Annotated in this window: 25 protein-coding genes; 9 read left to right on the top strand and 16 right to left on the bottom strand. The window is 75.3% G+C overall.

The genetic code is table 11. The features are described 5' to 3' along the window. Positions 1-110: 110 nt before the first annotated feature. Together ACI79X_RS22470 and ACI79X_RS22465 are read right to left on the bottom strand one after the other, a co-directional pair. On the bottom strand, positions 111-995 hold the full coding sequence (locus ACI79X_RS22470; RefSeq protein WP_457027645.1) for an ABC transporter permease subunit: 885 nt from the start codon (positions 993-995) through the stop codon (positions 111-113). Beyond that, entirely contained in the window at positions 992-2,005 is a 1,014-nt protein-coding gene (locus tag ACI79X_RS22465) for an ATP-binding cassette domain-containing protein (RefSeq protein ID WP_457027644.1), read from the bottom strand. The genes ACI79X_RS22470 and ACI79X_RS22465 overlap by 4 nt, the downstream gene beginning before the upstream one ends. Before the next feature lie 307 nt (positions 2,006-2,312). On the opposite strand from ACI79X_RS22465, the gene ACI79X_RS22460 reads away from it, so the two are divergent. Then, positions 2,313-3,686: a right-handed parallel beta-helix repeat-containing protein gene (locus ACI79X_RS22460; protein ID WP_457027643.1), complete on the top strand. Its 1,374-nt coding sequence runs from the start codon at positions 2,313-2,315 to the stop codon at positions 3,684-3,686. A gap of 132 nt (positions 3,687-3,818) precedes the next feature. On the opposite strand, the gene ACI79X_RS22455 is transcribed toward ACI79X_RS22460, so the two are convergent. From ACI79X_RS22455 to ACI79X_RS22435, 5 genes are read right to left on the bottom strand one after another with little or no spacing between them, the layout of a single operon-like run. Continuing rightward, positions 3,819-4,505 carry an SRPBCC family protein gene (locus ACI79X_RS22455; protein WP_457027642.1) on the bottom strand — a complete coding sequence of 229 codons (687 nt, stop codon included), beginning with the start codon at positions 4,503-4,505 and terminating at the stop codon, positions 3,819-3,821. Then, a complete protein-coding gene (cutA, locus tag ACI79X_RS22450; protein ID WP_457027641.1) occupies positions 4,502-6,916 on the bottom strand; it encodes an aerobic carbon-monoxide dehydrogenase large subunit in 2,415 nt (804 codons plus the stop codon). The genes ACI79X_RS22455 and cutA overlap by 4 nt, the downstream gene beginning before the upstream one ends. A gap of 37 nt (positions 6,917-6,953) precedes the next feature. Further along, on the bottom strand, positions 6,954-7,487 hold the full coding sequence (locus tag ACI79X_RS22445; protein WP_457027640.1) for a (2Fe-2S)-binding protein: 534 nt from the start codon (positions 7,485-7,487) through the stop codon (positions 6,954-6,956). After that, entirely contained in the window at positions 7,484-8,371 is an 888-nt protein-coding gene (locus tag ACI79X_RS22440; protein WP_457027639.1) for an FAD binding domain-containing protein, read from the bottom strand. Before ACI79X_RS22440 ends, ACI79X_RS22445 begins: the two co-directional genes overlap by 4 nt. After that, positions 8,368-9,852, bottom strand: coding sequence for a uracil-xanthine permease family protein (locus ACI79X_RS22435; protein WP_457027638.1), 1,485 nt, complete (start codon positions 9,850-9,852; stop codon positions 8,368-8,370). Before ACI79X_RS22435 ends, ACI79X_RS22440 begins: the two co-directional genes overlap by 4 nt. 182 nt (positions 9,853-10,034) lie before the next feature. On the opposite strand from ACI79X_RS22435, the gene ACI79X_RS22430 reads away from it, so the two are divergent. After that, positions 10,035-11,534, top strand: a complete 1,500-nt coding sequence (locus ACI79X_RS22430) for an FdrA family protein (protein WP_457027637.1) — start codon at positions 10,035-10,037, stop codon at positions 11,532-11,534. Further along, a complete protein-coding gene (locus tag ACI79X_RS22425; RefSeq protein ID WP_457027636.1) occupies positions 11,531-12,952 on the top strand; it encodes a DUF1116 domain-containing protein in 1,422 nt (473 codons plus the stop codon). The genes ACI79X_RS22430 and ACI79X_RS22425 overlap by 4 nt, the downstream gene beginning before the upstream one ends. A 70-nt stretch (positions 12,953-13,022) precedes the next feature. On the opposite strand, the gene ACI79X_RS22420 is transcribed toward ACI79X_RS22425, so the two are convergent. Continuing rightward, complete coding sequence (locus ACI79X_RS22420) at positions 13,023-13,778, bottom strand: DUF2470 domain-containing protein (protein WP_457027635.1); 756 nt, start codon at positions 13,776-13,778, stop codon at positions 13,023-13,025. A 60-nt stretch (positions 13,779-13,838) separates the two neighbouring features. Here ACI79X_RS22420 and rpsD point away from each other — a divergent pair, with 60 nt between their 5' ends. Further along, positions 13,839-14,441, top strand: coding sequence for a 30S ribosomal protein S4 (rpsD, locus tag ACI79X_RS22415; RefSeq protein ID WP_457027634.1), 603 nt, complete (start codon positions 13,839-13,841; stop codon positions 14,439-14,441). A 22-nt stretch (positions 14,442-14,463) separates the two neighbouring features. Here rpsD and ACI79X_RS22410 read toward each other — a convergent pair whose 3' ends face one another. The 3 genes from ACI79X_RS22410 to ACI79X_RS22400 are packed head-to-tail and all read right to left on the bottom strand — an operon-like array spanning position 14,464 to position 16,441. Continuing rightward, entirely contained in the window at positions 14,464-15,051 is a 588-nt protein-coding gene (locus ACI79X_RS22410) for a hypothetical protein (protein WP_457027633.1), read from the bottom strand. A 50-nt stretch (positions 15,052-15,101) separates the two neighbouring features. Beyond that, positions 15,102-15,776 carry a 3-oxoacid CoA-transferase subunit B gene (locus ACI79X_RS22405; protein WP_457027632.1) on the bottom strand — a complete coding sequence of 225 codons (675 nt, stop codon included), beginning with the start codon at positions 15,774-15,776 and terminating at the stop codon, positions 15,102-15,104. Next, on the bottom strand, positions 15,773-16,441 hold the full coding sequence (locus ACI79X_RS22400) for a 3-oxoacid CoA-transferase subunit A (RefSeq protein WP_336033732.1): 669 nt from the start codon (positions 16,439-16,441) through the stop codon (positions 15,773-15,775). Before ACI79X_RS22400 ends, ACI79X_RS22405 begins: the two co-directional genes overlap by 4 nt. 72 nt (positions 16,442-16,513) lie before the next feature. On the opposite strand from ACI79X_RS22400, the gene ACI79X_RS22395 reads away from it, so the two are divergent. After that, the gene (locus ACI79X_RS22395) at positions 16,514-17,059 is read left to right on the top strand and encodes an RNA 2'-phosphotransferase (RefSeq protein ID WP_457027631.1); all 546 of its coding nucleotides are present in this window, start codon (positions 16,514-16,516) and stop codon (positions 17,057-17,059) included. Here the strand turns inward: ACI79X_RS22395 and ACI79X_RS22390 are convergent. Both ACI79X_RS22390 and ACI79X_RS22385 read right to left on the bottom strand, forming a co-directional pair. Next, positions 17,045-17,251 (bottom strand): hypothetical protein, encoded by a 207-nt coding sequence (locus ACI79X_RS22390; protein ID WP_457027630.1) that lies wholly within the window; start codon positions 17,249-17,251, stop codon positions 17,045-17,047. The two genes, ACI79X_RS22395 and ACI79X_RS22390, sit on opposite strands and share 15 nt — an antisense overlap. Beyond that, positions 17,248-18,360: a PP2C family protein-serine/threonine phosphatase gene (locus tag ACI79X_RS22385; protein ID WP_457027629.1), complete on the bottom strand. Its 1,113-nt coding sequence runs from the start codon at positions 18,358-18,360 to the stop codon at positions 17,248-17,250. The genes ACI79X_RS22390 and ACI79X_RS22385 overlap by 4 nt, the downstream gene beginning before the upstream one ends. Before the next feature lie 277 nt (positions 18,361-18,637). Here ACI79X_RS22385 and ACI79X_RS22380 point away from each other — a divergent pair, with 277 nt between their 5' ends. Next, entirely contained in the window at positions 18,638-19,417 is a 780-nt protein-coding gene (locus ACI79X_RS22380) for an SDR family NAD(P)-dependent oxidoreductase (RefSeq protein ID WP_457027628.1), read from the top strand. A 50-nt stretch (positions 19,418-19,467) separates the two neighbouring features. Here the strand turns inward: ACI79X_RS22380 and bar are convergent, their stop codons facing one another. Both bar and ACI79X_RS22370 read right to left on the bottom strand, forming a co-directional pair. Continuing rightward, positions 19,468-20,571 (bottom strand): barbiturase, encoded by a 1,104-nt coding sequence (gene bar, locus ACI79X_RS22375; RefSeq protein WP_457027627.1) that lies wholly within the window; start codon positions 20,569-20,571, stop codon positions 19,468-19,470. A 96-nt stretch (positions 20,572-20,667) separates the two neighbouring features. After that, the gene (locus tag ACI79X_RS22370; protein ID WP_457027626.1) at positions 20,668-21,621 is read right to left on the bottom strand and encodes a carbamate kinase; all 954 of its coding nucleotides are present in this window, start codon (positions 21,619-21,621) and stop codon (positions 20,668-20,670) included. Between the two features lie 124 nt (positions 21,622-21,745). Here ACI79X_RS22370 and ACI79X_RS22365 point away from each other — a divergent pair, with 124 nt between their 5' ends. Next, positions 21,746-22,186 (top strand): hypothetical protein, encoded by a 441-nt coding sequence (locus tag ACI79X_RS22365; RefSeq protein WP_457027625.1) that lies wholly within the window; start codon positions 21,746-21,748, stop codon positions 22,184-22,186. Between the two features lie 3 nt (positions 22,187-22,189). On the opposite strand, the gene ACI79X_RS22360 is transcribed toward ACI79X_RS22365, so the two are convergent. Then, positions 22,190-23,008, bottom strand: coding sequence for a PHP domain-containing protein (locus ACI79X_RS22360; RefSeq protein WP_457027624.1), 819 nt, complete (start codon positions 23,006-23,008; stop codon positions 22,190-22,192). 78 nt (positions 23,009-23,086) lie between these two features. On the opposite strand from ACI79X_RS22360, the gene ACI79X_RS22355 reads away from it, so the two are divergent. Continuing rightward, the gene (locus ACI79X_RS22355) at positions 23,087-25,312 is read left to right on the top strand and encodes a RecQ family ATP-dependent DNA helicase (protein WP_457027623.1); all 2,226 of its coding nucleotides are present in this window, start codon (positions 23,087-23,089) and stop codon (positions 25,310-25,312) included. A gap of 40 nt (positions 25,313-25,352) precedes the next feature. After that, complete coding sequence (locus ACI79X_RS22350; RefSeq protein ID WP_457027622.1) at positions 25,353-25,997, top strand: alpha-ketoglutarate-dependent dioxygenase AlkB; 645 nt, start codon at positions 25,353-25,355, stop codon at positions 25,995-25,997. The last annotated feature ends 409 nt before the right edge of the window (positions 25,998-26,406 follow it).

Here is a 26,406-nt window from a genome sequence, read left to right as displayed (position 1 = left end):
CCCCCCCCGCCGGGCCCCGCCGCGCGGGCCCCCCCCCCCCCCCCCCCCCCCCCCCCCCCCCCCCGCCCCCCCCCGCCGCCCCGCGCCCCCCCCCCCCCCCCCCCCCCGGCTCAGGTGAGGTCGCGGCGGGTCAGCAGCAGCGCCGTCAGCGCGGTGGCGGCGGCGAGGAAGGCGGCCAGCACCCAGGCGGCCTGGCCGCCGTCGACCACCGCGACGACGCCCGGCGTGCGCACGTCGCCCCCGGCCAGCGCGGCCACCAGCGAGCCCGCGTTCACGCCGGGCAGCGCGCGCTGCAGGGCGTCGAAGAAGCCGAGCAGCGGCGCGGCCACGTTGACCACCAGGCTCTCCACGGCGAGCACCCACACCAGGCCCAGCCCGATGGCCAGCGCGGTGCCGCGCAGCGCCGTCCCGAGCAGCATGCCCAGGGCGCCCCACGTGGTGGCCACGAGCAGCCCGCCGCCGAACCCGCGCGCCAGCTCGGCAGCGCCGGGCCAGTCGGCGGGTGCGGACTCCGCCCCGGCGATCGCGGCGCTGACGGCGGCGGTGAGCGCGAAGCTCACCACCACGGTGGCGGCGAGCACGGCCACCAGTGCGAGCAGCTGGCCGGCGAGCACGGTGGTGCGCCGCGGGCCCTGCCCCAGCAGGCTCTTGAGCGTCCCCCAGCCGTACTCGCTGCCGGCCAGCAGCGCGCCGAGGGTGAGCAGCAGCGCGCCGCCGAAGAGCGGCAGCCCCGACAGGGCGTTGGCCACCAGCCGGTCGGGCAGCGTGCTGGTCAGGACCTGCTCCGGCGGGATGCCCTCGAAGGACGACCCCCGCGTGTAGCTGATGTAGGGGATGACCAGGCTGAACACCAGCTGCAGGGCCGGCCACAGGCCCAGCAGCACCCAGGTGGCCGGCCGGCGGCGCAGCTTGAGGAGCTCCGCGCCCACGATCGCCGGCAGCGACCCCGACGAGCGGGCCGGACGGGTGGCCGGCGCGGCGACGGCGGCGCTCACCGGGCGCTCCGGCCGATCCGGCGCGGGCGCCGTCCCGGGGTCTCCGCCGGTGGCGGGTCGCCGGGCTCGGTGAGCTGGAGGAAGACCTCCTCGAGGGTGCGGGCCTCCTGGCGCAGGCCGGTCACGTCGACCCCCGCGGTGACCAGCGCGCGGTTGAGCTGCGCGGTCTCCCCGGGCGCGGCCTGCAGGTGCAGGGCACCGTCGACGACGGAGACGCGGTCGGCGCCGAGCAGCCGCCCGGCGACCGCGACGGCGGCCTCCAGCGGGGCGGCGTCGACCACCAGCCGGCCCAGCCCGCGCAGCTCCTCGACGCTGCTCTCCACCAGCAGCCGGCCCGAGGCCACCACGGCCACCCGGTCGCAGATCTGCTCCACCTCGCCGAGCAGGTGGCTGGAGAGCACCACCGTGCGGCCCTCGGCGGCCAGCCGGCGCAGCAGCGTGCGCACCTCGCTGATGCCGGCGGGGTCCAGGCCGTTGGTGGGCTCGTCGAGGACCACCAGCGCCGGGTCCTTGAGCAGCGCGGCGGCGATGCCGAGGCGCTGCTTCATGCCGAGGGAGTAGGTGCTGAAGCGGTCGCCGGCGCGGTCGGTGAGGTCGACGGTGTCGAGCACCGCGGCGATCCGGCCGGGCCCGACGCCGGCGTAGCGCGCGAGCACCCGCAGGTTGTCCCGCCCCGACAGGTAGGGGTAGAGCCCCGGCCCCTCGACCAGGGCGCCGACCTGCGCCACCGAGGTCCCGGCGGGTCGACCGAGCACGGTGGCCGAGCCGCTGGTGGGCCGCACGAGGCCGAGCAGCATGCGCAGCGTCGTCGTCTTCCCCGCCCCGTTGGGGCCGAGGAAGCCGAAGACCTCCCCGCGGCGCACCTGCAGGGACAGGCCGTCGACGACGGTGCGCTGCCCGTAGCGCTTGGTCAGGCGATCGGTGGTGACCACCGGGTCGGCGTCGGGGGTGCGGGGGGTCGGCGGGGCCGGCGCAGGACGCTGCCCGACGGTCCCCGTGGCGGTCTGCATGGCCGGAGACTGCCCGGACCCGCCCGCGCTGTCGACGCCGCGGATGGAGGACGGTCCGGTTCCGACTCCCGGTGTGCGACCTGCGTCGCGGGTCCCCGTCCCGGGGCGGACGGCGGCCTGCTCCGGCGGTCGCGCGGGCTGCGACCGCAGCCGGTCGTACGACCTGGGGCGGGCGCACGTTCATACCCGCGGCCGCTTGGAGCCCGCTGGGCCCACAGGGAGGGTGTGGCCCGTTGCCAGGCACCTCACAGGTTCCGCCGGTGGGCGTCCCGTCCGCCGCGACCGCACTCACGGGAGAGGGCGACCCATGGACGCGACCACGACGACGAGACCGCGGTCCCGCGGCCGGGCGGTGCGAGCCCTGGCCGTCTCGGGGGCCGGCGCACTCCTGCTGGCGGCACTCCCCGGGGTGGCGTCGGCCGAGGGAGGGGGTGGGCGGACCTGGGACGTCCATCCCGGCCAGTCCATCCAGGACGCCGTCGACGCGGCGGCCTCGGGCGACACCATCCGGATCGCGCCGGGCACCTACACCGAGGCCGTCTGCATCGAGGGCAAGGGCCTGACGATCCTGGGCGCCGGCCGTGAGCGGACGATCGTCCGCTGGGACCGCGGTGCCACGCCGACCCGCGGGCTCGACTGCTGGCAGGCGACCGACGACGCCGACGCCGAGGACGAGGCGGAGGAGGACCCGGCCAACCCGCTCGGCGACAACGTCTCCGCGTTCTTCTTCCTCGACCCGGACAAGCCGGTCACCGTCCGCGACCTGCAGACCGTCGACCACACCGCCAACGGCATCTCGGCCTGGCACGCGGACGGCTTCACCGTCACCGGGACCAAGGGCGTCGGCCACGACCGGTACGGGATCATCGCCGGCAACTCGCGCAACATCCACATCGTCGGGAACGTCGAGCAGGGCGTCGACCGCGCTGGTGAGGGCCAGGCGCCGGACGCCGGCACCGCGGGCATCTCGATCGGCGACTCGGCGGACTCTCGGTCGTTCATCGCGGCCAACCGGGTGCGCGGCTACAACCTCGGCGTCTTCCTGCGGGAGTCCAGCGGCGGGCGGGTGGACGCCAACCACCTGAGCGGGAACTGCATCGGCATCCTGACCTTCGACGACGCCGCGACCGAGATCCCCGGGTCCCCGGCCGACGTCGAGGGCGGCGACTGGCGGATCACGGCCAACGTGTCCACCGCGAACAACCGGTGGTGCCTGCAGGGCCGCACCGGTGACCAGCGGATCTCCGGCGTCGGGATGGCCGTGGTCAACGCCGCGAACGTGAAGCTGAGCGCCAACGTCATCCGGGACAACGACCCGACGATCCCGCCGGCCCAGTTCATCCCGCCGATGGCCCCGGCACTGACCTTCCCGTCGGGCGGACTGGTGCTGCTCACCTTCGCGCCGCCGGCGGGGACCGACCCCAACCCCGATGACGACGCCCCCGGGCTGCTGACCGACATCAGCGTCAAGGCCAACTGGTTCGGCGACAACAGGGCGGTGGTCCCGACCGGAGCCGCGCCGCCTGCGCCGCCCACGGTGGTCCTGCAGATGGACATCTTCGTCGGATCGCCGTCGCCGCAGACGCCGTTCTTCGGTCCGACCGGCCCGATCGACGTCCGGCACAACCGCTGCGACGCCAGCGTCCCGCCGCAGTACTGCGGGGAGCCCTACCCGGTCTGATCCGCACACCGTCCGAGGGCGGTCCCGGCACCCGCCGGGGCCGCCCTCGGCGCGTGTCCGGGACGGATCGGGACGAGAACGCGTCCGGGGCGGTCCCGGCACCGGCCGGGACCGCCCCGGACGGGACGTCGTCTAGCGCCGGCGGCCGAGCAGCCAGCCCACCAGGACGCCGAGCAGCGTGAGCCCCGCGCCGCCGAGCGCGCCGACGGCGAGCGTCTGCAGGTCCGCCGACGACGCCGCCGCCGACGCCGCGGGCCTGCGGAACACCTGCGGCTCGGGCGCGGAGGACGTCCCCGCGGGAACGCTCGCCGGCACCGCGTCGGTCGAGCTCACCGCCGCCGACGATGCGCGGGCCGCGGCCGGCGCGGTCTCCACCGGCGCACCCGAGCTCAGCTCGCGGTCGATCGCGGCGAAGAACTGGCCGGCCATCCGCTTGGCGACGCCGGAGATCATCCGCTGGCCCACGCCCGCGACCGGCCCGCCCACCACCGCGTCGGCGGAGTACGTGAGCGTCGTCCCCTCGTCGGTGGGCTCGAGGCTGATCGTGACCTTGGCCCGCACGTTGCCGGGCGCGCCCGCGCCCGAGGCGTGCATGACGTAGGACGACGGCCGCTGCTGGTCGGTCAGCCGCACCTCGCCGGCGTAGGTGCCGCGGATCGCACCGACCCCCACCGCGACGTCCATCCGGTACTCGTCCTCGCCGGTGCGCTCCAGCGACTCGCAGCCGGGGATCGTCCGGGCGAGCACCGCCGGGTCGGTGATGACCGTCCAGACCTCCTCGGGCGAGCCGTGCAGCACCGCCGAGCCGTCGAGGTTCACGCAGGGACTCCCGTCTTCTCCGACGCAGCCGTGCGCTCCGCCGTCTCGTCGCGCATCAGGTCGTACAGCTCGGTGGGGGAGATCGGCATCGAGGTGATCCGCCGGCCCACCGCGTCCTCGATCGCCGAGGCGATCGCCGCCGTCCCGGGGATCACCCCGGCCTCCCCGGCGCCCTTGATCCCCAGCGGGTTGAGCGGCGAGGGCGTCTCCTGGTGGTCGATCGCGATGTCGGGCACCTCGGAGGCGTAGGGCATGAGGAAGTCCATGAACGAGGCGTTCTGCAGCTGCCCGTCGGCGTCGTAGGCCATCCGCTCGTACAGCGCCCCGCCCACGCCCTGGGCGACGCCGCCGTGCACCTGCCCCTCGACGATCATCGGGTTCACCACGTTGCCGCAGTCGTGCACGACCGCGTACCGGACGACGTCGATCTCCCACGTGGCCGGGTCGATCTCCACGACGGCGGCGTGCGCGCCCGAGGCGAACGTCGAGCGGATCGGCGAGTAGTAGTCACGGTGCTCCAGACCCGGCGCGTCGCCCTCGGCCACCGGCGGCTTCTCGTCCGAGCCCGCCCTGGCGAACTGGGTGGCCTGCTTGGCCGCCTCGTCGAAGGCGTAGCGCAGCGGGTTGGACAGCACGGCAACGGTGCGCAGCGGGATCGACGCCCCCGGCGTCCCCTTGACCTGCACCAGGCCCTCGTCGATCTCGAGGTCCTCGGGATTCGCCTCCAGCACGTCGGCGGCGATCCGGATGGCCTTCTCCCGCACCCCGCGGGCGGCCAGGGCGACGGCGTTGCCGCTCATCACCGCTGCGCGCGAGGCGAAGGTGCCGACGGCGTACCCGAAGCGGCGGGTGTCGCCGGTGGTCACCTCGACGTCCTCGATCGGCACCCCGAGCTCCGAGGCGACGATCTGGGCGAACACCGTCTCGTGCCCCTGGCCCTGCGAGGTCAGGCCGGTGGAGACCAGCACCTTGCCGCTGCCGAGCACCTGCACGTGCCCGCCCTCGTAGGGGCCGGGGCCGGTGCCCTCGACGTAGAGCGCCATCCCCACGCCGAGCAGCTTCCCGCGAGCGCGGGCGTCGGCCCGCAGCGCCTCGGCCTCGTCCCAGCCCACGAGCGCCACGAGCTTGTCGAGCAGGCCCGGGTAGTCGCCGGAGTCGTAGATGACCGGCCGGCCGTCCTGGAACGTCAGGTGGTGGTCGTAGGGGAACTGGTCGGGCGTGATCAGGTTCCGCCGGCGGACCTCGGCCCGGTCGAGGCCGAGGTCGTCGGCGATGCGGTCCATCGTCCGCTCCATCGCGTAGCAGCCCTGCGGCCGCCCGGCGCCGCGGTAGGGCGTCACGATGACGGTGTTGGTGAAGACGCTCTCCACGACCACCCGGTACACCGGGATCGCGTACGGGCCGACCAGCTGGGTCGCCGTCACGATCGGCACGATGATCCCGTAGGGCGTGTAGGCGCCGTTGTCGTGCCAGACGTGCACGTCGAGCGCGGTGATCCGGCCGTCGTCGTCGTACCCGACGGTGATCTCCTGCCGCTGCTGGCGCTCGTGCGCGCTGGAGATGAAGTGCTCGCGGCGGTCCTCGGCCCACTTGACCTCGCGGCCCAGCCGGATCGCCGCCATCGGCACCAGCAGCTCCTCCGGCCACGGGTGCACGATCTTGACGCCGAAGCCGCCGCCGACGTCGGGCGCGATCACCTCGACGCGGTCCAGCGACAGCTCGAGCTTGGCGGCGATCGCCGCGCGCACCGACGTCGAGGCCTGGGTGCTCGAGTACACGCGCAGGCTGCCGTCGTCGGGGTCCCAGCGGGCGTGCACGCCCTTGCCCTCCAGGGGCATGCAGGCGCTGCGCTCGATGTACTGGGTGAACGACAGCGTGTGCGGCGCGGCGGCCAGCGCGGGGTCGACATCGCCGGTCTCCTGGTGGTGCCGCGCGGCGACGTTGTCCGGGACGTCGGCGTGCACGGCGGCGCGCGCCTCGCGGGCGGCGTCCACGCCGACGACGACGGGCAGCTCCTCGTAGGTGACGACGATCCGCTCGGCGGCGTCCTCGGCCACGTACCGGTCGGTGGCCACGACCATGACCACCGGCTCGCCGACGTGGTGGACCACGCCGTTGGCCAGCGGGTAGCCGGTGCGCGGGGCGTGCAGCTGCGGGTGCGGGATGAGCACGGGCAGCGGCTCGGCCATCGGGCCGGTGAGGTCCTCGTAGGTGTAGACGGCCACCAGGCCCTCGACGTCGAGCGCCGCCTCGACGTCGACGTCGAGCACCCGGGCGTGCGCGTGCGGGCTGCGCACGAAGGCGGCGGCGAGCGCGCCGGCGCCGATGTCGTCGAGGTAGCGCCCCTTGCCGGTGATGAGCCGGGCGTCCTCGCGGCGGCGGACGGGCTCGCCGAACAACTTGGTGGTCATGCTGCGTCCCCCGGGGCCGATAGCGCTACGAAGGCCCTCACCGGGCGTCCTCCCGCATCGCGGCGGCGGCGTGCCGGACGGCCTTCTTGATGTTGGCGTAGCCGGTGCACCGGCAGAGGTTGCCGCCGACGAGCTCGTCGACCTCCTCCTCGGTGATCTCCTCGGCCGCGTCCCCCTGGGTCTTCCGGGCCTCGAGGCCCGCGGCGATGGTCACCAGGAAGCCCGGCGTGCAGAAGCCGCACTGCAGGGCGTGGCACTCGCGGAAGGCCTCCTGCACCGGGTGCAGCACCTGCCCGCCCTGGTGGTCCGCGTGCGCGAGGCCCTCGACGGTGGTCACCTCCGCGCCCTGCACCTGGACGGCGAGCACCAGGCACGAGCGCACCGGGTCGCCGTCGACCATCACGGTGCACGAGCCGCAGACGCCGTGCGCGCAGCCCACGTGCGTGCCGGTCAGGCCCAGGTCGTCGCGGAGGAAGTCCGACAGCACCCGGCGCACCGGGACGGTGGCCTCCCGGCGCACGCCGTTGACGGTGACGGAGACGGTCCGCTCGGCATCGATCGAGGTGGTCACGCGGCGCTCCTCTGCACGGCCTCCGCGGCGGCGGCGGCCAGGGTGCGTTCGGTCAGGACGCCCACGAGCAGCCGCCGGTAGTCGGCGCTGGCGTGGATGTCGGAGTCGGGGTCGACGAGGGTGCGGGCCAGGGCGCCGGCGGCGGCCCAGTCGGCGCTGTCGACCGGCTTGCCGGCCACCGCCTCGGTGAGGTCGTGCACCTCGGGCACCAGCCCGACCGACAGGTAGGAGGCCCGGACCGCGGACACCCGGCGGTCCTCGTCGAGGGTGACGACGACGCCGGCGCCGCAGACGGCGTAGTCGCCCTTGCGGCGGGCGATCTCGGCGAAGGCGGTGCCCGAGCGCTCGGGCAGGGCCGGGAAGAAGGCGTCGACGACGACGGCGCCGCCGGCCAGCGAGGTCTCCAGCGGGCCGACGAAGAGGTCCTGCCAGCCGACGGTCTCCCGGCCGGCCGGCGTCGCGACCGTCACCGAGCCGCCGGTGAGCGCGAGCACCGACGTCATCTCGCCGGAGGGGTCGGCGTGCGCGATCGAGCCGACCGTCGTCCCGCGGTTGCGGATCGCGGGGTGGGCGACGTTGGCCGTCGCCCGGGCCAGCAGCGGCTGGACCCGGGCGGCGGCCTGCGCGTCGGGGGTGCGCCGCAGGAGCGCGGCGTGCCGGACGAGGGCGCCCACCCGCACGCCGTCCCCGGTCGCCTCGACGGCGTCGAGGCCGGGCACCCGGTTCAGGTCGACCAGCGTGGCCGGCGCCGCGAGCCGCATGGCCAGCAGCGGCAGGAGCGACTGGCCACCGGCGAGCACCTTGGCGCCCGTCTCGGCCGACAGGACGTCGAGCGCCTCGTCGAGGGACCGGGGATCGGCGTAGCGGAAGGGAGAGGGTTTCACTTCTCGAGCATGTCCTTGCGACGGGTGCCGGGACGGCCCACCTGGTCGACCGACGACGGGTCGGTGCCACCCCGGGTGTCGGCATAGCCGCCGGCGGGGCCGGCACCGTGGTGGCCCAGGGACGACGCGCTCTCCGGCACGGAGCCCTCGCGCAGGAGCGCGGCCTTCATGTCGGCCGGGGCCAGCGCCCGGGCGATGTGCCAGCCGAGGACCGCGACGATCGAGCCCAGCGCGATGCCGTTGAGCGAGAAGTCGTCGGTGAAGGTGAGCGTCACGTTGCCGATGCCGATGATGATCCCGGCCGCGAGCGGGACGAGGTTGACCGGGTTGGCGAAGTCGACCCGGTTCTCCTTCCAGATCTTGGCGCCGAGCAGGCCGATCATCCCGTAGAGGACGACGGTGATGCCGCCGAGCACGCCACCCGGGACGATGTTGATCAGCGCGCCGAACTTCGGGACGAGGCCCAGCAGGATCGCCACGATCGCGGCCACGTAGTAGGCGGCGGTCGAGTAGACCCGGGTGGCGGCCATGACGCCGATGTTCTCGGCGTAGGTGGTGGTGGGGGAGCCGCCGACGGAGGTGGCGATGACCGTGCCGACGCCGTCGGCGAAGACCGCCCGGCCCATGACGGGGTCGAGGTCGCGCTTGGTCATCTCGGCCACGGCCTTGACGTGGCCGACGTTCTCGGCGACCAGGGCGATGACGGCGGGGATGACCAGCAGGCTGAAGTTCAGCGAGAAGCTCGGCGCGGTGAAGTCGGGCAGGCCGAACCAGTCCGCCTGGCCGACGGAGTCGAAGTTGATCCGGTCGCGGGTGACCACGGCGCCCGTGCCGTCGGGCGAGGTGATCTGGCCGGCGGTGGCGTCGAGCAGGATCGACAGCAGGTAGCCGAAGACCAGGCCGAGCAGGATGGCGATGCGGGCGAGGAAGCCGCGCAGCGCCAGCGAGGCGACGATGACGAAGGCCATCGTGGCCAGCGCCACCCACTGGTCCTGCGGCCAGTAGACGCCCGCGGCGACCGGGGCGAGGTTGAAGCCGATCAGCATGACGACGGCGCCGGTGACGGCCGGCGGCAGCACCTTGTTGATCAGGCCGAGGCCCGCGAAGTGGATGACCAGGCCGACCAGGGCCAGCACGACGCCGGCGACCAGCAGCGCGCCGACGACGTCGCCCGAGTCGCCGCCGTTGGAGCGGATCGCGGCGACGCCGCCGACGAACGCGGCGCTGGTGCCCAGGTAGCTGGGTACCCGGTTCTTCACGATGAGCAGGAAGACGATCGTCGCGATGCCGCTCATCATGATCGCGAGGTTCGGGTCCAGGCCCATGATGAGCGGGAAGACGAAGGTCGCGCCGAACATCGCGACCACGTGCTGGGCGCCGATGCCCACGGTGAGCGGCCACGACAGCCGCTCGTCGGGAGCCACCGCCTCACCGAGCGGTGGCGTCTTCCCGTCGCCGTACAGCTTCCAACCGAACGCCATGGGGCCCTCCTCGCGGGCACGACCGATGCTGTCCGGGAGGTGCCGCCACCCCCGGGAGGCCGTCACAGTGTCATGCACCTCACGGGCGCGGAAGTGCCTCATCGCTAAAACTTTCCGGCGCAACAAGATCGTTGCGCAGGCGATATCTCACCGCTGAGGCATCTGCCGGTACGGTCGGCGAGGTGAGCGATCCAGGGCCCGCAGCGGGCGTCCGGCACGTCTCCCTGCGCAGCGGCGTCTACGCCGACTCGGTGCGGTTGATGCAGGTCAGCCGCGACGTCGGCGCGCGCGACGGCGTCACCGCGGTGCTGGTCGCGATGGCCACGCCGCTCAACGTCGAGCTCGCCGAGGGCATGGGCCTGGCGCCGGAGGGGACGGCCGCGCCCGACCAGCTGCTCATCGGCATCCGCGCCGTCGACGACGACGCGCTGGCCGCCGCGGTGGCCGCCGTCGACTCCGCGCTGGCCGAGCGCGAGCGCTCACGGGCCACCGCCGACGCGCAGCCGGCCCGCACGGTCGGCGCCGGCCTCGACGACCTCGGCCAGGACGCCGGCGCGCTGGCGATCGTCAGCGTCCCGGGCCGGTACGCGGCGCTCGAGGCGGCCGACGCGATCGCCGCCGGCCGCAGCGTGCTGGTCTTCTCCGACGGCGTCCCGGTCGAGCAGGAGGTGGCGCTCAAGCGCGCCGCCCGCGCCGCCGGCGTTCTCGTCATGGGCCCCGACTGCGGCACCGCGATCGTCTCCGGCGTCGCGCTCGGCTTCGCCAACATCGTCCGCCCCGGCCCGGTCGGCCTCGTCGCCGCCTCGGGCACCGGCGCGCAGCAGGTGTCGTGCCTGCTCGACGCGGCCGGCGTCGGCGTCTCGCACGTGCTCGGCGTGGGCGGGCGCGACCTGTCCGAGGCCGTGGGCGGCCTGGCCACCCTCGACGCGCTGGCGGCGCTCGACGCCGACCCGGCCACCGAGCGGGTGCTCGTCGTCTCCAAGCCGCCGGCGCCGTCGGTGGCCGCGGAGGTCGGGCGGGTGTCGGCGGGGCTGTCGACGCCGGTGCGCTCGGCGGCCCTCTCGCCGGAGACGCCCGACCTCACCGCCGCCGTCGAGGCGCTGCTCGGCGACATGGGCCTCGACGTCCCGGTCTGGCCCTCGCGGCCCGGGCCGGCCGAGGCCGCGCTGCCCGGCGCGGTGCTCAAGGGCCTCTACTCCGGCGGCACGCTGGCCGACGAGGCGATGCTCATCGCCGCGCCGGTGCTCGGCGACGTCCGCTCCAACACCCCGCTGCGGCCCGAGCTCGACCTCGGGACGGACCTGTCCGCCCGCGGCTCCGTCGTCATCGACTTCGGCGACGACGCGCTCACCGTCGGCCGCGCGCACCCGATGATCGACCCGACGCTGCGGCTGGAGGCGATCGAGCGGCTGGCCGCCTCGGGCGAGCCCGCCGTGCTGCTGCTCGACGTCGTCCTCGGGTACGGCGCCGACGCCGACCCGGCCGCCGCCCTCGTCCCCGCGCTCACCGCCGCCCGCGCGCGGACCCAGCTGCCGGTGGTCGTCGCGCTGGTCGGTACCGAGGCCGACCCGCAGGGCTGGAGCCGCCAGGCCGACGCCCTCGCCGCGGCCGGCGCCGCCGTCTTCGCCTCCAACGCCGCGGCCACGCGGTACGCCCTCGACCTGCTGGGAGCCTCGCTGTGACCTCGTCCGGAGTGCTCGGAGGACTGCTCGACGGCCCGCCGGCCGTCGTCGCCGCCGGTGTCGACGTCTTCTCCGGCGCGCTGCGCGCCCAGGGCGTGTCCGTGGCCGACGTCGACTGGCGCCCGCCCGGCCTCGGCGACGCCGCCGACCTCACCGCGCTGGCGCTCGACCCGCGCCGCGCCGCGGCCAACCGGACGGCGGTCGAGCGGGTGCTCGCCGCCGGGTCGGTGCTGGTCGACGTCCGCCCGGCGCGCGAGGTGCTCGGCCTGGAGGGGCGCACGCTGCTGCACTCCGGCCCGCCGCTGACCTGGGAGGCGGCGTCGGGCCCCATGCGCGGGGCGCTCATCGGCGCGTGCCTGTTCGAGGGCTGGGCGTCGACGGTCGAGGAGGCCGAGGCCCTGCTCGCGTCCGGCGGTGTGGAGCTGGAGCCGTGCCACCACCGCTCCGCCGTCGGGCCGATGGCGGGAGTCACCTCGCCGTCGATGTGGGCGTGGTGCCTGGAGGACCCGGTCAACGGCGGCCGGGCCTACTGCAACCTCAACGAGGGCCTGGGCAAGGTGCTGCGGATGGGCGCCTTCAACGAGGAGGTGCTCACCCGGCTCGCCTGGATGCGCGACGTCCTCGGCCCGCTGCTGGCCCGCGCGGTCCGCTCGATGGCCGAGCCGCTCGACGTCAAGGCCGTGCTCGCGCAGATGCTGCAGATGGGCGACGAGGGGCACAACCGCAACCGCGCGGGCTCGCTGATGACCCTTCGCGAGCTGTCGCCGGCGCTGGCCGCGCTGGACGCGCCGTCCGACGACGTCGCCGCCGCGCTGCGCTTCATCGGCGGCAACGAGCACTTCTTCCTCAACCTCGGCATGCCGACGGCGAAGCTCGCGATGGAAGCCGCCCGCGACGTCCCGGGCTCGACGCTGGTCACCGTCATGGCACGCAACGGCACCGAGTTCGGCGTGCAGACCGCCGGCACCGGCGACCGCTGGTTCACCGGCCCCGCGCAGACGCCCGTCGGCCTGTTCCTCGGCGATTACGGCCCCGAGGACGCCAACCCCGACATCGGCGACTCCGCGATCATGGAGACCTACGGTGTCGGCGGGTTCTCCATGGCCGCGGCCCCGGCGATCGTGCGGTTCGTCGGCGGCACCGTGCCCGACGCCCTGGCCACCACCGAGCGGATGTACCAGCTCACCCTGGCCGAGAACCCGGCGATGGCCATCCCGATCCTGGGCTTCCGCGGCGCCCCGACCGGCATCGACGTGCTCGCGGTGGCGCGCACCGGCTGGCTGCCGCAGATCAACACCGGCATGGCCGGGCGGGTGGCCGGCACCGGTCAGGTGGGCGCCGGGCTCGTGCAGCCGCCACGCGAGTGCTTCGAGGGCGCGCTGGCCGCGCTCGCGCAGGAGGCCCGCGCCGCCGCCTGAGAGCCCCGCGAGATCTGCACACTCGGGGTCCTCACGCCGTCGCGAGCCCCGAGTGTGCAGATCTCGGGTGTCAGGCCGGGCCGCAGGTGAGCAGGACGTCGAGTGCCGCGCCCAGGCCCGACCCGCCGCCCACCGGCTCGCGGAACGGCACCCGCAGGTCGTAGCAGGAGCGGCGGGCCTCGACGCGGAAGCGCACGCCGTGCCGGTCGAGGCCGAGCAACCGGACGTCGTCGCGCGGGCCGGCCCACGCCTGCACCCGGGCCAGCAGCCGGGTCAGCGCCGCGCCGTGCTCGGCGGCGAGGCCGGTCTCCGCCGCGCCGACCGGGTCGGGGCGGGCGGCCGCGAAGTCGTCGGGGTCCACCTCGGTGGTCGCGCCGCCGTCGGTGAGCACCACCTCGGCGAGGTCGAGGCGCACGAGCAGCGCGCGCAGGCCGACGTCGAGCAGTGCGTCGGAGGGGCGGACGTCGGCCAGGTCGAGCAGCGCCGGCTGGACGCCGGCCGGGTGCACGGGCGTCAGCCACCCCGAGAGCTCCACCTGCCCGCGCACCGGGTGCTGCACCGGGAACGGCGACCGGTCGGTGACGGTCAGCCGCGCCGGCAGGTCGCCGAGCGGGGACCCGCGCAGCGCCGTCGCCAGCCGCCCGGCGGCGGGGACGACGGCGTACACCTGCCCGGACGCCGTCGTCGCGGCCAGAGACAGCTCGACCGCGCCGAGCCCCACCGCGTGCAACGCGGCCGACGGGCGGGCGGCCACGGTGCGGGCGCGCTCGGCCGGTGGTGGCTGCGGGATGCCGGTGGTGCCCGGGCCGGTGCGGGGGACGGTCATCGCTCACCTCGGGTCTCGGCGTGTGGGTAAGGTGAACCTAACCTAACTCTGGAGGTCCGTGTGAACACCCCGCGCCCGAAGGTCCGCCTCAGCCGCCGCCTCGGCCTGGCCCTGACGCCCAAGGCGGTCAGCTACTTCGAGCGGCGTCCGTACCCGCCGGGTGAGCACGGCCGCAAGCGCAAGCAGCAGAGCGACTACTCCACGCGGCTGCTGGAGAAGCAGCGGCTGCGGGCGCAGTACGACGTCAGCGAGACCCAGCTGCGCCGCGCGTTCGACCGTGCCCGGCGCACCGGCGGCAAGACCGGCGAGGCGCTCATCCAGGACCTCGAGTCGCGCCTGGACGCCACGGTGCTGCGGGCCGGTTTCGCGCGCACCATCTACCAGGCCCGCCAGTTCGTCACCCACCAGCACGTGCTGGTCAACGGCCGCCGGGTCGACCGCCCGTCCTACCGGCTGCGCCCGGGCGACTGGATCTCCATCGCCGAGCGCTCGCGCACCAAGGAGCCCTTCCAGGTGGCCGCCTCCGGCGCGCACGCGCAGCCGCCGGCCTACCTCGAGGTGCGCCTCGCCGATCTCACCGCGCGGGTCGAGCGGGTGCCCGCCCGCGACGAGGTGCCGGTGATCTGCGAGGAGCAGCTGGTCGTGGAGTACTACTCCCGCTGAGCGGGGTCCCGGGTCGCGCCGGTCAGGAGCTGCGGATGGCCCCGACCGGCGCGACCTCGAGCTGGTAGCCCACGTCGAGCCGGAACGCGTGCCCGTCGCCGGCGACCACGCGCAGGTGGTGCGTGCCAGGGGCCGGCGCCGGGACGCGCGCCCACAGGCCCCACACGGTCACCGGGATCGGCTTGCGCCGGAAGGTGACCGGGTTGAGCAGGGCGCCCGCGACGACGAAGGGCACCGGGGTCGTGATCTCCAGCGGCTCGAGGTCGACGCCGTCGAGCGTCAGCGCGCCCCACGCGTCGCCGGCCCGCTCCGGCGGGCCGACGGCCGGGCTGTTCCAGTAGTTGAAGACCGGCAGGAACAGGTCGCGGCCGCCGGGCACGACGCAGCGCCGGTGCAGGACCTTCCCGTAGGACCCGGCGAGGAAGAAGACGTCGTCGGGCTGGTTGTGGCCCGCGTGCTCGCCGGTGGTGTCCTCGATCGGGTCGCGCTCGGTGCCGGCGGAGGCCACCCACTGCACCCACCGGGCGGCCAGGCCCTCGGGCGAGTCGGACGGGTAGGGCAGCGGCGGCACCTCGCGGGGCTCGCCGCGCAGCCGCGACAGGAACGACATGCCACGCACCGTAGGCGGATCGCCACCGTCCGCAAGGGAGGCCCGCCGGGTCAGGACGGGTCGAGCACCGCGAGGTCGTCGGCGAAGGTCAGCCGCGCCGCCGTCGCGCCCTGCAGGTCGTCGGGGTCGAGGCCGGCCACCATCTCGCGGACGCGGAAGCCCTCGGGGGTCACGTCGAGGACGGCGAGGTCGGTGAAGACCCGGTCGACGACGCCGGCCGCGGTCAGCGGGTAGCTGCAGCGCTGCACCAGCTTCGGCTCGCCGGCCTTCGTCGTGTGCGACGTCATGACCAGCACCCGCCGGGCGCCGACGGCGAGGTCCATCGCCCCGCCCACGGCCGGCGGGTGCGAGGCGTCGTCGGTGGCCCAGTTGGCCAGGTCGCCGGTCTCCGACACCTGGAAGGCGCCGAGCACGGTCAGGTCCACGTGGCCGCCGCGCATCATGAGGAAGGCGTCGGTGTGGTGGAAGAAGGCGCCGCCGGGCAGCAGGGTCACCGGCTGCTTGCCGGCGTTGATGAGCTCGGGGTCCTCCTCGCCGGGCGCCGGCGCCGGGCCCATGCCGAGGATGCCGTTCTCCGAGTGGTAGACGATCTCCTTGTGGCTGCCCACGCAGTCGGCAACGAGCGTCGGCAGCCCGATGCCGAGGTTGACGTAGGAGCCGTCGGGGATGTCGCGGGCCACCCGCCGGGCGACCGCCCGCATGTCGAGACGCGCGTCGGGGCTCACGCCGCACCCACCCGGACGACGCGGTCGACGAAGATGCCCGGCGTCACGACCACCTCGGGATCGAGCTCGCCGAGCTCCACGAACTCGTCGACCTGCACGACGGTGAGCGCGGCCGCGGCGGCCATCGTGGGGCCGAAGTTCCGCGCCGCGGTGCGGTAGACGAGGTTGCCCCAGCGGTCGGCCCGCGCGGCCTTGACCAGGGCGACGTCGCCGGGCAGGGGCTCCTCGAACACGTGCCGCCGGCCGTCGATCACGCGCACCTCCTTGCCCTCGGCGAGCCGGGTGTCGGCGCCGGTCGGGGTGAAGAACCCGCCGAGGCCAGCGGCCGCGGCGCGCATCCGCTCGCTCAGCGTGCCCTGCGGGACCAACTCCAGCTCGACCTCGCCGGCCCGCCACCGCTCCTCGAACCACACCGACCCGGTGGAGCGCGGGTAGGAGCAGACGATCTTGCGCACCCGGCGCTCGCGCAGCAGTGCGGCGACGTCGGTCTCGCCGGACCCGGCGTTGTTGGTGACCACGGTGAGGTCGGTGGTCCCCTGGTCGAGCAGCGCGTGCACCAGCTCCACCGGCACGCCGGACGCGCCGAACCCGCCCACCAGGACCGTGGCGCCGTCCGGGATGCCCGCGACGGCCTCGGCCAGGGACGCGACCCGCTTGTCGATCACCCACACCCTCCGTTCTGCCGGCCCGACGCTAACGGGTGGCGGCCCTCCCGGCCGACCGGCGAGGCTGGCCGCGTGCAACGGGGGGACGTCGTCCGGGTGAGCAAGCGGCTGTCGTTCGTGCTGCGGCACCGCCCCGACAGCGTCGGGCTCACCCTCGACGGCGCCGGGTGGGCCGACGTCGGCGCCCTGCTGGCCGCCCTCGCCGCGCACGGGATGCCGCTGTCGCGCGCCGACCTCGACGCCGTCGTGGCCGCCAACGACAAGCAGCGGTTCGCCCTCGACGACACCGGCACCCGGATCCGCGCCAGCCAGGGCCACAGCGTCCCGGTGGAGCTGGGCTACGCGGCGCAGCCGCCGCCCGCCGTCCTCTTCCACGGCACGCCGGTGCGCGTGCTGCCCGCCGTCCTCGCCGAGGGGCTGCGTCCGGGCCGGCGGCACGCGGTGCACCTCAGCGCCGACGAGGCGACCGCCCGCACGGTCGGCGAGCGCCGCGGGCGGGCCGCCGTCCTCGCGGTGGACGCGGCGGGGATGGCCCGCGACGGCGCGGTCTTCACCCGCTCGGCCAACGGCGTCTGGCTGGTCGACGCCGTCCCGCCGCGGTACCTACGGGCGCTCTGAGAGCAGGTCGCGCACGCCCGCGGTGAGCGTCGCGGAGCCCGCGGGTCCGCCGTCGAGGTAGCCCGCGACCGTCGCGCCGTCGCGCCGTCGCGCAGCACGGTCCAGCGCCGGGCGGCCCGAGGCCGCCCACCAGGTGTGCCCCTCCTCCGACGCCACCCGCGGCAACGTGCCGGTGACGCTGGAGACGGTCACCGCCTGACCGCGCCGCGCGCCCGGGCCGGCGATCCCGGCCCGGGCACGCGCACGGCGAGCAGCGCGACGTCGTCGTGCCGGGCGGCACCGCCGACGCCGGCGAGCAGCCGGTCGCACAGCTCGTCCAGGGGCCCCGAGGCGTGCCGGCCGAGCTCGGCCACGAGCCAGGCGTTGCCGTCGTCGAGCGAGCCGCCCCGCCGCTCCACCAGTCCGTCGGTGTAGAGCAGCAGCGTGTCGCCGGGGCCGAGCAGCAGCTCGCCGTCGGTCCGCGGTGCACCGGGGGCCACGCCGAGCGCCCGCTCCGGGGCCCGCTCCAGCAGGTGCACCGTCCCGTCGGCCCGCACCAGCGCCGGGGGCGGGTGCCCCGCGTTCGACCAGCGCAGCCGCGCGCCGTCCGCGGCCGGCTCGACCGTGGCCACGACGGCGGTCACCATCGCGGGCGCCGCCGGGTGGGCCATCACCCGGTCCAGGGCGCCCAGCAGCCCCGCCGGGGAGGCGGCGTCCACGGCCACCGCCCGCAGCATCCCGCGCACCTCGGCCATCGCGGCCGCGGCCTCCGGGTCGTGCCCGGCGACGTCGCCGATCACCAGCACGGTGCCCCCGCCGGCCGCGGGGAAGGCGTCGTACCAGTCCCCGCCCACGCGGGTGCCCCGCAGCGCGGGCAGGTAGCGCGCCGCCGACCCCAGCCCGGGGACGACGGGCGGCGGGCCCAGCAGGTGCCGCTGCAGCGTCTCGCCGAGCGCCAGGGACGCCCGGGCCGCCGCGGCCTCGGCGCTCAGCCGCTGCAGCGCCGCCTCGCGGTGGACGCGCAGGGTGCAGGCGCTGACGGCGACCACACCGGCGGCGGCGACCAGGACGAGCCGGACCAGCTGCGCGGACAGCACGTCCGCCTCGTACTGGCTGTCGTAGACCCCGAGCAGGGCCGCGCCGAGGACCGCGAGGACGCCGTAGGCCGCGGTCGCCCGGCGGCCGTTCAGCGTGGCGGCCACCAGCGGGGACGCGGCGAGGAGACCGAGGACCACGCGCTCCGGCCCGAGCGCGACGTCGAGCACGGTCGGCGCCACCAGGAACAGCGCGGGCAGGCCGTGTGCCCGGAGCACCCCGTCCACCCGCGCCTCCGACCGCCGTCTCCCCGTGATCGGCCCAACCTACGGGGGCCGCCCGATCGCCCGGATCTCCCGCGCGGCCGAGGACGGTCGCGTGGTCCGCGACCTCGTCGCCGGGTAGCCGTCCCCGGGGATCGAGCCGGCCGGTCCGACGCCCACCGGGTCCACGAGCCCGACGAGAACACGACCCCGACGAGGAACACGAGGGCATCCGCCGGGAGCTGTTCGACCCGTACCGCGCGCAGATCGCGCGTGTCCACTACGAGATCCGAGGAGTCCCGTGCGCATCGACCTCACCGGCCGCACCGCCGTCGTCACCGGCTCGTCCCAGGGCATCGGCCTGGCCATCGCCACCGGCCTCGCCCGGGCCGGCGCCGCCGTCGTCCTCACCGGCCGCGACCCCGCGAAGCTGGCGGAGGCCGCGGCGGGGGTCGACGGCGAGGTGCGCACGGTCGCCGGCGACGTGACCACCGACGAGGGGACGGCGGCCCTGCTCGAGGCGGTCCCCGACGCCGACGTGCTGGTCAACAACCTGGGGATCTTCGGCGCCCGGCCGGCGCTGGAGATCACCGACGACGAGTGGCGCCGCTACTTCGAGACCAACGTGCTCACCGCCGTCCGGCTCACCCGCGCGTACCTGCCCGGGATGCGCGAGCGCGGCTGGGGCCGGGTGCAGTACATCGCCAGCGACTCGGCGGTCGCCATCCCGGCGGAGATGGTCCACTACGGCGTCTCGAAGACGGCGCTGCTGGCGGTCTCGCGCGGGTTCGCCAAGGAGGCCGCGGGGTCGGGCGTGACGGTCAACTCGGTGATCGCCGGGCCCACGCACACCGGCGGCGTCGAGGACTTCGTGTACTCGCTGGTCGACCGGGACCTGCCCTGGGACCAGGCGCAGCGGACGTTCATGCGCGAGCACCGGCCGGCGTCGCTGCTGCAGCGGCTCATCGAGCCCGAGGAGATCGCGAACATGTGCGTCTACCTGGCCTCGCCGCTGGCCTCGGCCACGACGGGCGGCGCGCTGCGCGTCGACGGCGGCTACGTCGACGCGATCCTGCCCTGAGACGGGACCTGCCCGGGCCCCCGCTCGGGGCCCGGACAGGTCCGCCGGGGTCAGGCCTCGACGATCGCCGCGACCGGGCCGCCGCCGGAGGGGCCCTGGTGCACCGCGGCCACCGACACGAACACCGCCGGGTCGCCGGTCACCGACGCCGCGACGCCGCCGACGGTCGCCTTGATCTGGCGGTGCCAGAAGACGTCGGAGTCGTCGAGCATCGCGTTGCGCCGGCCGCGGACGTAGCCGGTCGGGTCGGCCTCGCACTTGAGGAAGACGTTGACCAGCCGGCCGCCGAGGTCGCTGACGTGCGGGCGCTCGGGCAGCTCGAGCCCGGCCTGGCGGATGGCGTCCCAGATGCCGTCCTGGTCGAGGGCGTCCTTCATCACCGAGTGGCCGATGCGGTACTTCCCGCCGTGGCCGCGGGCGTTGCCGACGACGACGATCTGCGCCCGGTCGAGCTCCACGCCCGACGAGCAGGAGGCGACGGCGCTGAACAGCGACAGGTCGCGCATGACCTGCTCCTGCTTCGGCATCTCGATCTCGCCGAGCGCCACCGCGATGCCCAGCGCCGTGGTGCCGTTGGACAGGTCCATCGAGCCGTGCGGCTCGTCGTAGTACGTGTCCTTGCCGCGGTTCTTCGCGTCGCGGATCGTCTCGATGGTCAGCAGCGGCGTCTTGGTCTGCACGTAGTGGACGTCGGCGGGGTCGGTGATCCCGGCGGCCTCCATCGCGCGGCGCACGCCCTCGGCGACCTTCTCCACCATCGAGATGCGGCCGATGTCCTCGGGCAGCAGCACGTCGCTCATCGCGTAGCCGACGGTCAGCCGCGGCTCGTCGGTCTTCTCGACGGCGTCCTCGGGCAGCGTGGCGAAGATCGTGGCGTGCGGGCTGATGACGCCGTCGGTGCCGCCGGACCACACGATCGGGATCTCGGCGACCTCCTCCTTCGACCGGGTGCCCTTCTCCAGCAGCACCTCGCGGAAGGCGCGGTCGGCGATGATCCGGGTGTAGTCGTTGACGCCGCCGTTGCCCTCGGTCTTGCCGATCACGGCGACGACCCGGTCGGCCTCCATGACGCCGTCGTCGATGAGCTTGGCCAGCTCGCTGGCGTCGCTCACGTTGTGCAGCGGGACCTTGCGGACCTCGATCGGTGCGGGCACAGGACCACTACTCCTTCGTTGTCGGGTTTCGGCCCTCCTGCAGGGTCCCGCCGCGAGCGTGCGAGCGGTGGGGGGCAGGAGGGTCCTTCTGCTTCTCTACGCAGCGGTCAGGACGGTGCCGACGGCGTCGCCGGTGACGGCGTCGGCGATGTTCTCGAGCGAGGTGACGACGGCGCGCTCGCCGCCCGCCTCGACGAAGCGGAGCACGGCCTCGACCTTCGGACCCATCGAGCCCCGGGCGAACTGGCCGTCGGCGGCGTGTGCGCGCAGCTCGGCCACGGTGACCCGCCCGAGCGGGCGCTGCGCCGGCGTGCCGAAGTCGACCATCACGTTCGCGACGTCCGTGGCGATCACCAGGGTGTCGGCGTCGAGGTCGCGGGCCAGGACGGCGGCGGTGAGGTCCTTGTCGATCACGGCCTCGACACCGCGCAGCGCGGCGCCGTCCCCGCCGTCGTCGGTCACCGGGATGCCCCCGCCTCCGGCACAGACGACGACGAAGCCGGCCGCGGCGAGCGCGTGGATCGCGGGGGAGTCGACGACCGCGCGCGGCTCGGGCGAGGCGACCACCCGGCGCCAGCCCCGCGGGCCGCGGTCCTCCCAGACCTGGCCGAGGGCGAGGAACCGCTCGGCCTCCTCGCGCGGCAGGAAGCGGCCCACCGGCTTCGACGGCTCGGCGAAGTGCGGGTCGGCGGCGTCGACCAGGGTGCGGGTGACCAGCCCGGCGGTGCGCTGCGGCAGACCGCGGGCGGCCAGGGCGGCGTCGAGCTCGTCGGCGACGGTGAAGGCGATGGTCGCCTGCGTCTGCGCGACGTTCCAGTCCAGCGGCACGGGCGGCACGACGTGCGCCGCGAGCTCGTTCTTGACCAGCAGGTTGCCCACCTGCGGGCCGTTGCCGTGGGTGAGCACCACCTCGACGCCCGCGGCCACCACCTCGGCGACGTGGCCGGCCGCCTCGCGGATGGCGGTGCGCTGGGCCTCCGGGGTGGCCGAGCCGTCGGGCCCGGTCATGGCGTTGCCCCCGAGGGCGATCACCACGCGGCGGGACGTCACCCCGGCGACCCTAGCGGCGTTTCTCTTAGCGGTGAAGTACCTGCCGGGAGCGGGCACCTCCCGCGGGACACCCCGGTGCGGGACGATCCCCGGAGGAGCGGGGGCCGCCCGGAGGGAGTCGGCGATGCGCGTCCACTTCGGCTTCGACACCCGCGCCACCCCGGCGCAGGTCCGCGAGGCGTTCACCGACGTCGGCGACCGGCGGCTGGAGGTCTGGTCGAAGACGCTGGACCCGGCGAAGTACGAGGTCCGTGAGGCCGGCGAGGGGTGGGCGGTCGTCCGCGAGGGCAGCGCCGGCGTGCCGTTCTGGGTGCTGCTGCGCTACGAGTGGCCCGACCCGGACCGCGTCACCTGGACGCTGCTCGACAGCGACCACTGCGACCGCGGTACCGGCGACATCCGGATCACCCCGCGCGACGGCGGCGGCAGCCGCGTCGACGTCGTCATGCACCACTCCGGCGGCCGGGGACTGCGCGGCCGGGCCGTGCTGCTGGCCCAGGGGCTGCTCGCCCCGCTCGGGCTGCGACGGGTGTGGCGCGACGCCCTCGACCGGATGGCCGGCTGAGCCTCAGCGGCGCCAGAAGTCGAAGCGGTCCCGCCCGGGCCGGAACCCGGCGGCCTCCACGACGTCGACGGCGAGGTCGAAGCGCTGCCCGACCGCGCCGGGCTGGTGGGCGTCGCTGCCGAAGCTCACCGCCTCGCCGCCCTCCTCGCGGAACCAGCGCACCTGGTCGGCCGAGGCGAGCGGGCTGCTGGTGTTGACCTCCAGCGCCCGCCCGGTGCCGGCCAGCGCCCGGAACACCGCTCGGTACTCCTCCTCGTAGTCCTTCTCCACGAACCGGTGCGACCCGCCAGGCCAGTAGCGGCGCGGGAAGTCGACGTGGGCGAGGACCTGGAAGACGTCGCTGCTCTCCACCATGTCGACGATCTCGCCGAGGTAGCGGCGCATCGTGGCGTCCGGGTCGGCGTGGAGCAGCTGGCCGACGCCGTGGAGCCGGTCGCCGTCGGAGAGCGAGTGCAGCGACCCGAGGACCCGGTCGACGGGCGCGTCCTCCAGGTGCGCCGCGACGCTCGAGGCGAACAGGTGCGGCTCGCCGGCCTCGACGCCGGACCAGATCCGCAGCTCGGGGAACCGCTCGCGCACCTCGGTGAGCTCGGCCCAGTAGCCCTCGGTGTCGATCGGCTCGTGCCGCGAGGCGTGCCGGTCGACCAGGCCGAGGGTGGTGGCGCGGTCGTCGGGACCCCAGACGGTGAAGTCGAGGTGCTCGGTGAAGGCGATCGCGGGCAGTCCCTGGGCGACCGCCCGCTCGCACGCGCGGGCCATCGTGACCGAGCTCGGGGTGTCCCACGACCACCCGGTGTGCACGTGGTTGTCCGGCGGTCGCATCGTCCCCATCCTGCCCGCCGTCCCCGGGTCGCGCTCACACGGTCCCGCTGTCGGGGGACGCACCTACTGTCGGGTGCCATGAGCTCCGCCGCGCCGTCCGCCGACCTCGCCACCGAGGCCCTCGACGTCCTCCGGGAACTCACCGGCCGGCCCGACGCGGTGTTCCGCGAGGGTCAGGACGCCGCCGTCGCCGCGCTGGTCGAGCGCTCCGAGCGGGCGCTGGTCGTGCAGCGCACGGGCTGGGGCAAGTCGGCGGTCTACTTCGTCTCCACCGCGCTCCTGCGCCGCCGCGGCGCCGGCCCCACCCTGCTGGTCAGCCCGCTGCTCGCGCTGATGCGCGACCAGGTGACCGCCGCCGCCCGCGCCGGCATCCGCGCCGTGGAGATCTCCAGCGCCAACGCCACCGAGTGGGACGACGTCGCCGCGCGCCTGGCCGCCGACGAGGTCGACGTCCTGCTCGTCTCCCCGGAGCGGCTGACCAACCCGCGCTTCCGCGAGGAGCAGCTGCCCGGCCTGGTCGCCCGCTGCGGCCTGCTCGTCGTCGACGAGGCGCACTGCGTGTCCGACTGGGGCCACGACTTCCGGCCCGACTACCGCCGCATCCGCGACCTGCTGGGCACGCTCCCGGCGGGCACCCCCGTCCTCGCCACCACGGCGACGGCGAACGAGCGGGTGGTCGCCGACGTCGCCGAGCAGCTCGGCGCCGGTGGCGTCGGGGTGACGACGGTCCGCGGCCCCCTCGCGCGCGACTCGCTGCGCCTCGGCGTGCTGCGGCTGCCCACCGACCGCGCCCGCCTGGCGTGGCTGGCCGCCCACATCGGCGACCTGCCGGGCAGCGGCATCGTCTACACGCTCACCGTCGCCGCGGCCGAGGAGACGGCGGGGCTGCTGCGCGACGCCGGGCACGACGTGCGCGCCTACACCGGCCGCCTCGACGACGCCGACCGCAAGGAGGCCGAGGAGGCGCTGCGGGAGAACCGCGTCAAGGCGCTGGTGGCCACCTCGGCGCTCGGCATGGGCTTCGACAAGCCGGACCTCGGGTTCGTCGTCCACCTCGGGGCGCCGTCGTCGCCGGTCAGCTACTACCAGCAGGTGGGCCGCGCCGGCCGCGCGGTCGAGCACGCCGACGTGCTGCTCCTGCCCGGCCCCGAGGACCTCGCCATCTGGCAGTGGTTCGCCACCTCCTCCATGCCGCGGGAGGACCACGCCGCGGCGGTGCTGTCGGCGATGGCCGACGGGAAGGCGTGGTCGGTGGCCCGGCTGGAGACGGTGGCCGACGTCCGCCGCTCCCGGCTCGAGCTGCTGCTCAAGGTGCTCGCCGTCGACGGCGCGGTGGAGCGCGTGCAGGGCGGCTGGCGGTCCACCGGCCGCCCCTGGGTCTACGACGCCGACCGCTACGGCCGCGTGGCCCGCACCCGGGAGGCCGAGCAGCGGGCGATGATCACCTACGCGAAGCCGGTCGACGAGGCGCGCTGCCGGATGGCATTCCTCCAGGAGGCGCTCGACGACCCGACCGCCGCCCCGTGCGGCCGCTGCGACGTCTGCGCCGGCCCCTGGTACCCCACCGACGTCCCGGAGGGCGCCGCGGAGGCCGCCTCGGCGGCGCTGGACCGCCCCGGCGTGGAGCTGACCCCGCGGGCTCAGTGGCCCACCGGCGCCGACCGGCTCGGCGTCGAGGTGAAGGGCAAGATCGCCGCCGGCGAGCTGCTCGACCCCGGCCGCGCCGTCGCCCGGCTCACCGACCTCGGCTGGGGGCAGAAGCTGCGCACGCTCCTCGGCGACGACGGCGTGGGCGGCACGGCGACCCTCGACCTCGAGGCGCCGGGGATCGAGGAGGACCCGGACGCCGCCTTCGACGTCCCGGTGCAGCGTTCGGTGTCCGACGTCCCGCCCGACGACGAGCTGCTCCGCGCCTGCGCCCGCGTTCTCGGCGCCTGGGACTGGGCCGAGCGCCCGGCCGCCGTGGTCGCCGTCCCGTCGCGCCGGCGTCCGCGGCTGGTGTCCGGGGTGGCCCAGGGCCTGGCCCGGGTGGGGCGGCTGCCCTACCTCGGGGAGCTGTCGCTCGCGCACGGCGGTCCCACGGGTGGCCCGGGCGGGAACAGCGCCTTCCGGCTGGCCGGGGTCTGGCAGCGCATCGTCGTCGGACCGGAGCTGCGGTCGCGGCTGGCTGAGCTGGGGCCCGTGCCGGTGCTGCTCGTCGACGACCTGGCGGACTCGCGCTGGACGATGACCGTCGCCGGCCGGGAGCTCCGGCTGGCCGGGGCGTCCCGCGTACTGCCCTTCGCGCTCGCACTGGCGGCGTAGGGGCTCGTACACACGTTCGAACGGCGCTAGCCTGCTCGGCATGACGCTCGCGCACCAGCCGTCGATGTTCGACGTCGCCGAGGAGGCGGCGCTCACCCCGCTCCGGGGCCGGGTGCGGCGGCACGTGCTCGGCCGCGGGGCGTGGGTCGACCACCTCCCCGGCTGGGTCGCCGGCTCGGACGAGGTCCTCGACGTCCTGCTCGGCGACATCGGCTGGCGGGCCGACCGCCGGCAGATGTACGACCGCGAGGTCGCGGTCCCGCGGCTGCTGCGCTGGTACGGCCGCGGGGAGACGCTGCCGCACCCGCTGCTCACCGACGCCCGCGCCGCCCTCGACGCGCACTACGCACCCGAGCTCGGCGAGCCGTTCGTCACCGCCGGCATGTGTCTCTACCGCGACGGGCGGGACAGCGTCGCCTGGCACGGCGACCGGCTGGGACGCAGCCGCACGCAGGACACGATGGTCGCGATCGTCTCCTTCGGGTCGCCGCGGCCGCTGCTGCTGCGTCCGGCGGGCGGGGGCGGGGGCGGGGGCGGCGAGACCCTGCGCTTCCCGTTGGGGCACGGCGACCTGGTGGTCATGGGCGGCTCGTGCCAGCGCACGTGGGAACACTGCATCCCCAAGACGACGCGGCCGGTGGGGCCCCGGGTGAGCGTGCAGTTCCGTCCCGCCGGCGTGGCCTGACGCGGGCGTCCAGCAGCAGGGCCGGGGCCGGGAAGACGGGCGCGGTACGCGTCGTTGCACCTCCCGTTCGCCCGCCCGCCGGCAGCGTGGCGAGCGACACGGGGACCCCCCCTGCACGACCCCTTAGAGGCCGTGTAATGTTCTCCCTGCACCGAGCGAGAACGGACCGGGCCGCAAGGCCAGGGAAACCGCCGGGAAGGCCCCCGAGGCCAGCCCGCTGCGGAGCCGGTGTACAGTGAGGACACCGCCTCGAACGAAGGCCGAAAAGGCCGGGGTACGAGCGCGTCCGCTCCTTGAGAACTCAACAGCGTGCCGAAAGTCAGTGCCAAGTAATACCCCGTCCCGGGCCTTTGGTGGTCTGGGTGGGATTCCTTTGGTTGATTGATATCGCGATCTGTCAGGTCGCGGT

Source organism: Geodermatophilus sp. SYSU D01119 (assembly GCF_054049975.1).
Note: the sequence above shows the minus strand (reverse complement) of the source record. Positions and strands in the feature narration are given on the sequence as shown.

Bases quoted from the DNA above. Each gene is read 5' to 3' on its own strand.
- ACI79X_RS22465 (WP_457027644.1), bottom strand. From the start codon at position 2,005: ATGCAGACCGCCACGGGGACCGTCGGGCAGCGTCCTGCGCCGGCCCCG.
- ACI79X_RS22460 (WP_457027643.1), top strand. From the start codon at position 2,313: ATGGACGCGACCACGACGACGAGACCGCGGTCCCGCGGCCGGGCGGTG.
- cutA (WP_457027641.1), bottom strand. From the start codon at position 6,916: ATGACCACCAAGTTGTTCGGCGAGCCCGTCCGCCGCCGCGAGGACGCC.
- ACI79X_RS22435 (WP_457027638.1), bottom strand. From the start codon at position 9,852: ATGGCGTTCGGTTGGAAGCTGTACGGCGACGGGAAGACGCCACCGCTC.
- ACI79X_RS22420 (WP_457027635.1), bottom strand. From the start codon at position 13,778: ATGACCGTCCCCCGCACCGGCCCGGGCACCACCGGCATCCCGCAGCCA.
- ACI79X_RS22410 (WP_457027633.1), bottom strand. From the start codon at position 15,051: ATGTCGTTCCTGTCGCGGCTGCGCGGCGAGCCCCGCGAGGTGCCGCCG.
- ACI79X_RS22365 (WP_457027625.1), top strand. From the start codon at position 21,746: ATGCGCGTCCACTTCGGCTTCGACACCCGCGCCACCCCGGCGCAGGTC.
- ACI79X_RS22360 (WP_457027624.1), bottom strand. From the start codon at position 23,008: ATGCGACCGCCGGACAACCACGTGCACACCGGGTGGTCGTGGGACACC.
- ACI79X_RS22355 (WP_457027623.1), top strand. From the start codon at position 23,087: ATGAGCTCCGCCGCGCCGTCCGCCGACCTCGCCACCGAGGCCCTCGAC.
- ACI79X_RS22350 (WP_457027622.1), top strand. From the start codon at position 25,353: ATGACGCTCGCGCACCAGCCGTCGATGTTCGACGTCGCCGAGGAGGCG.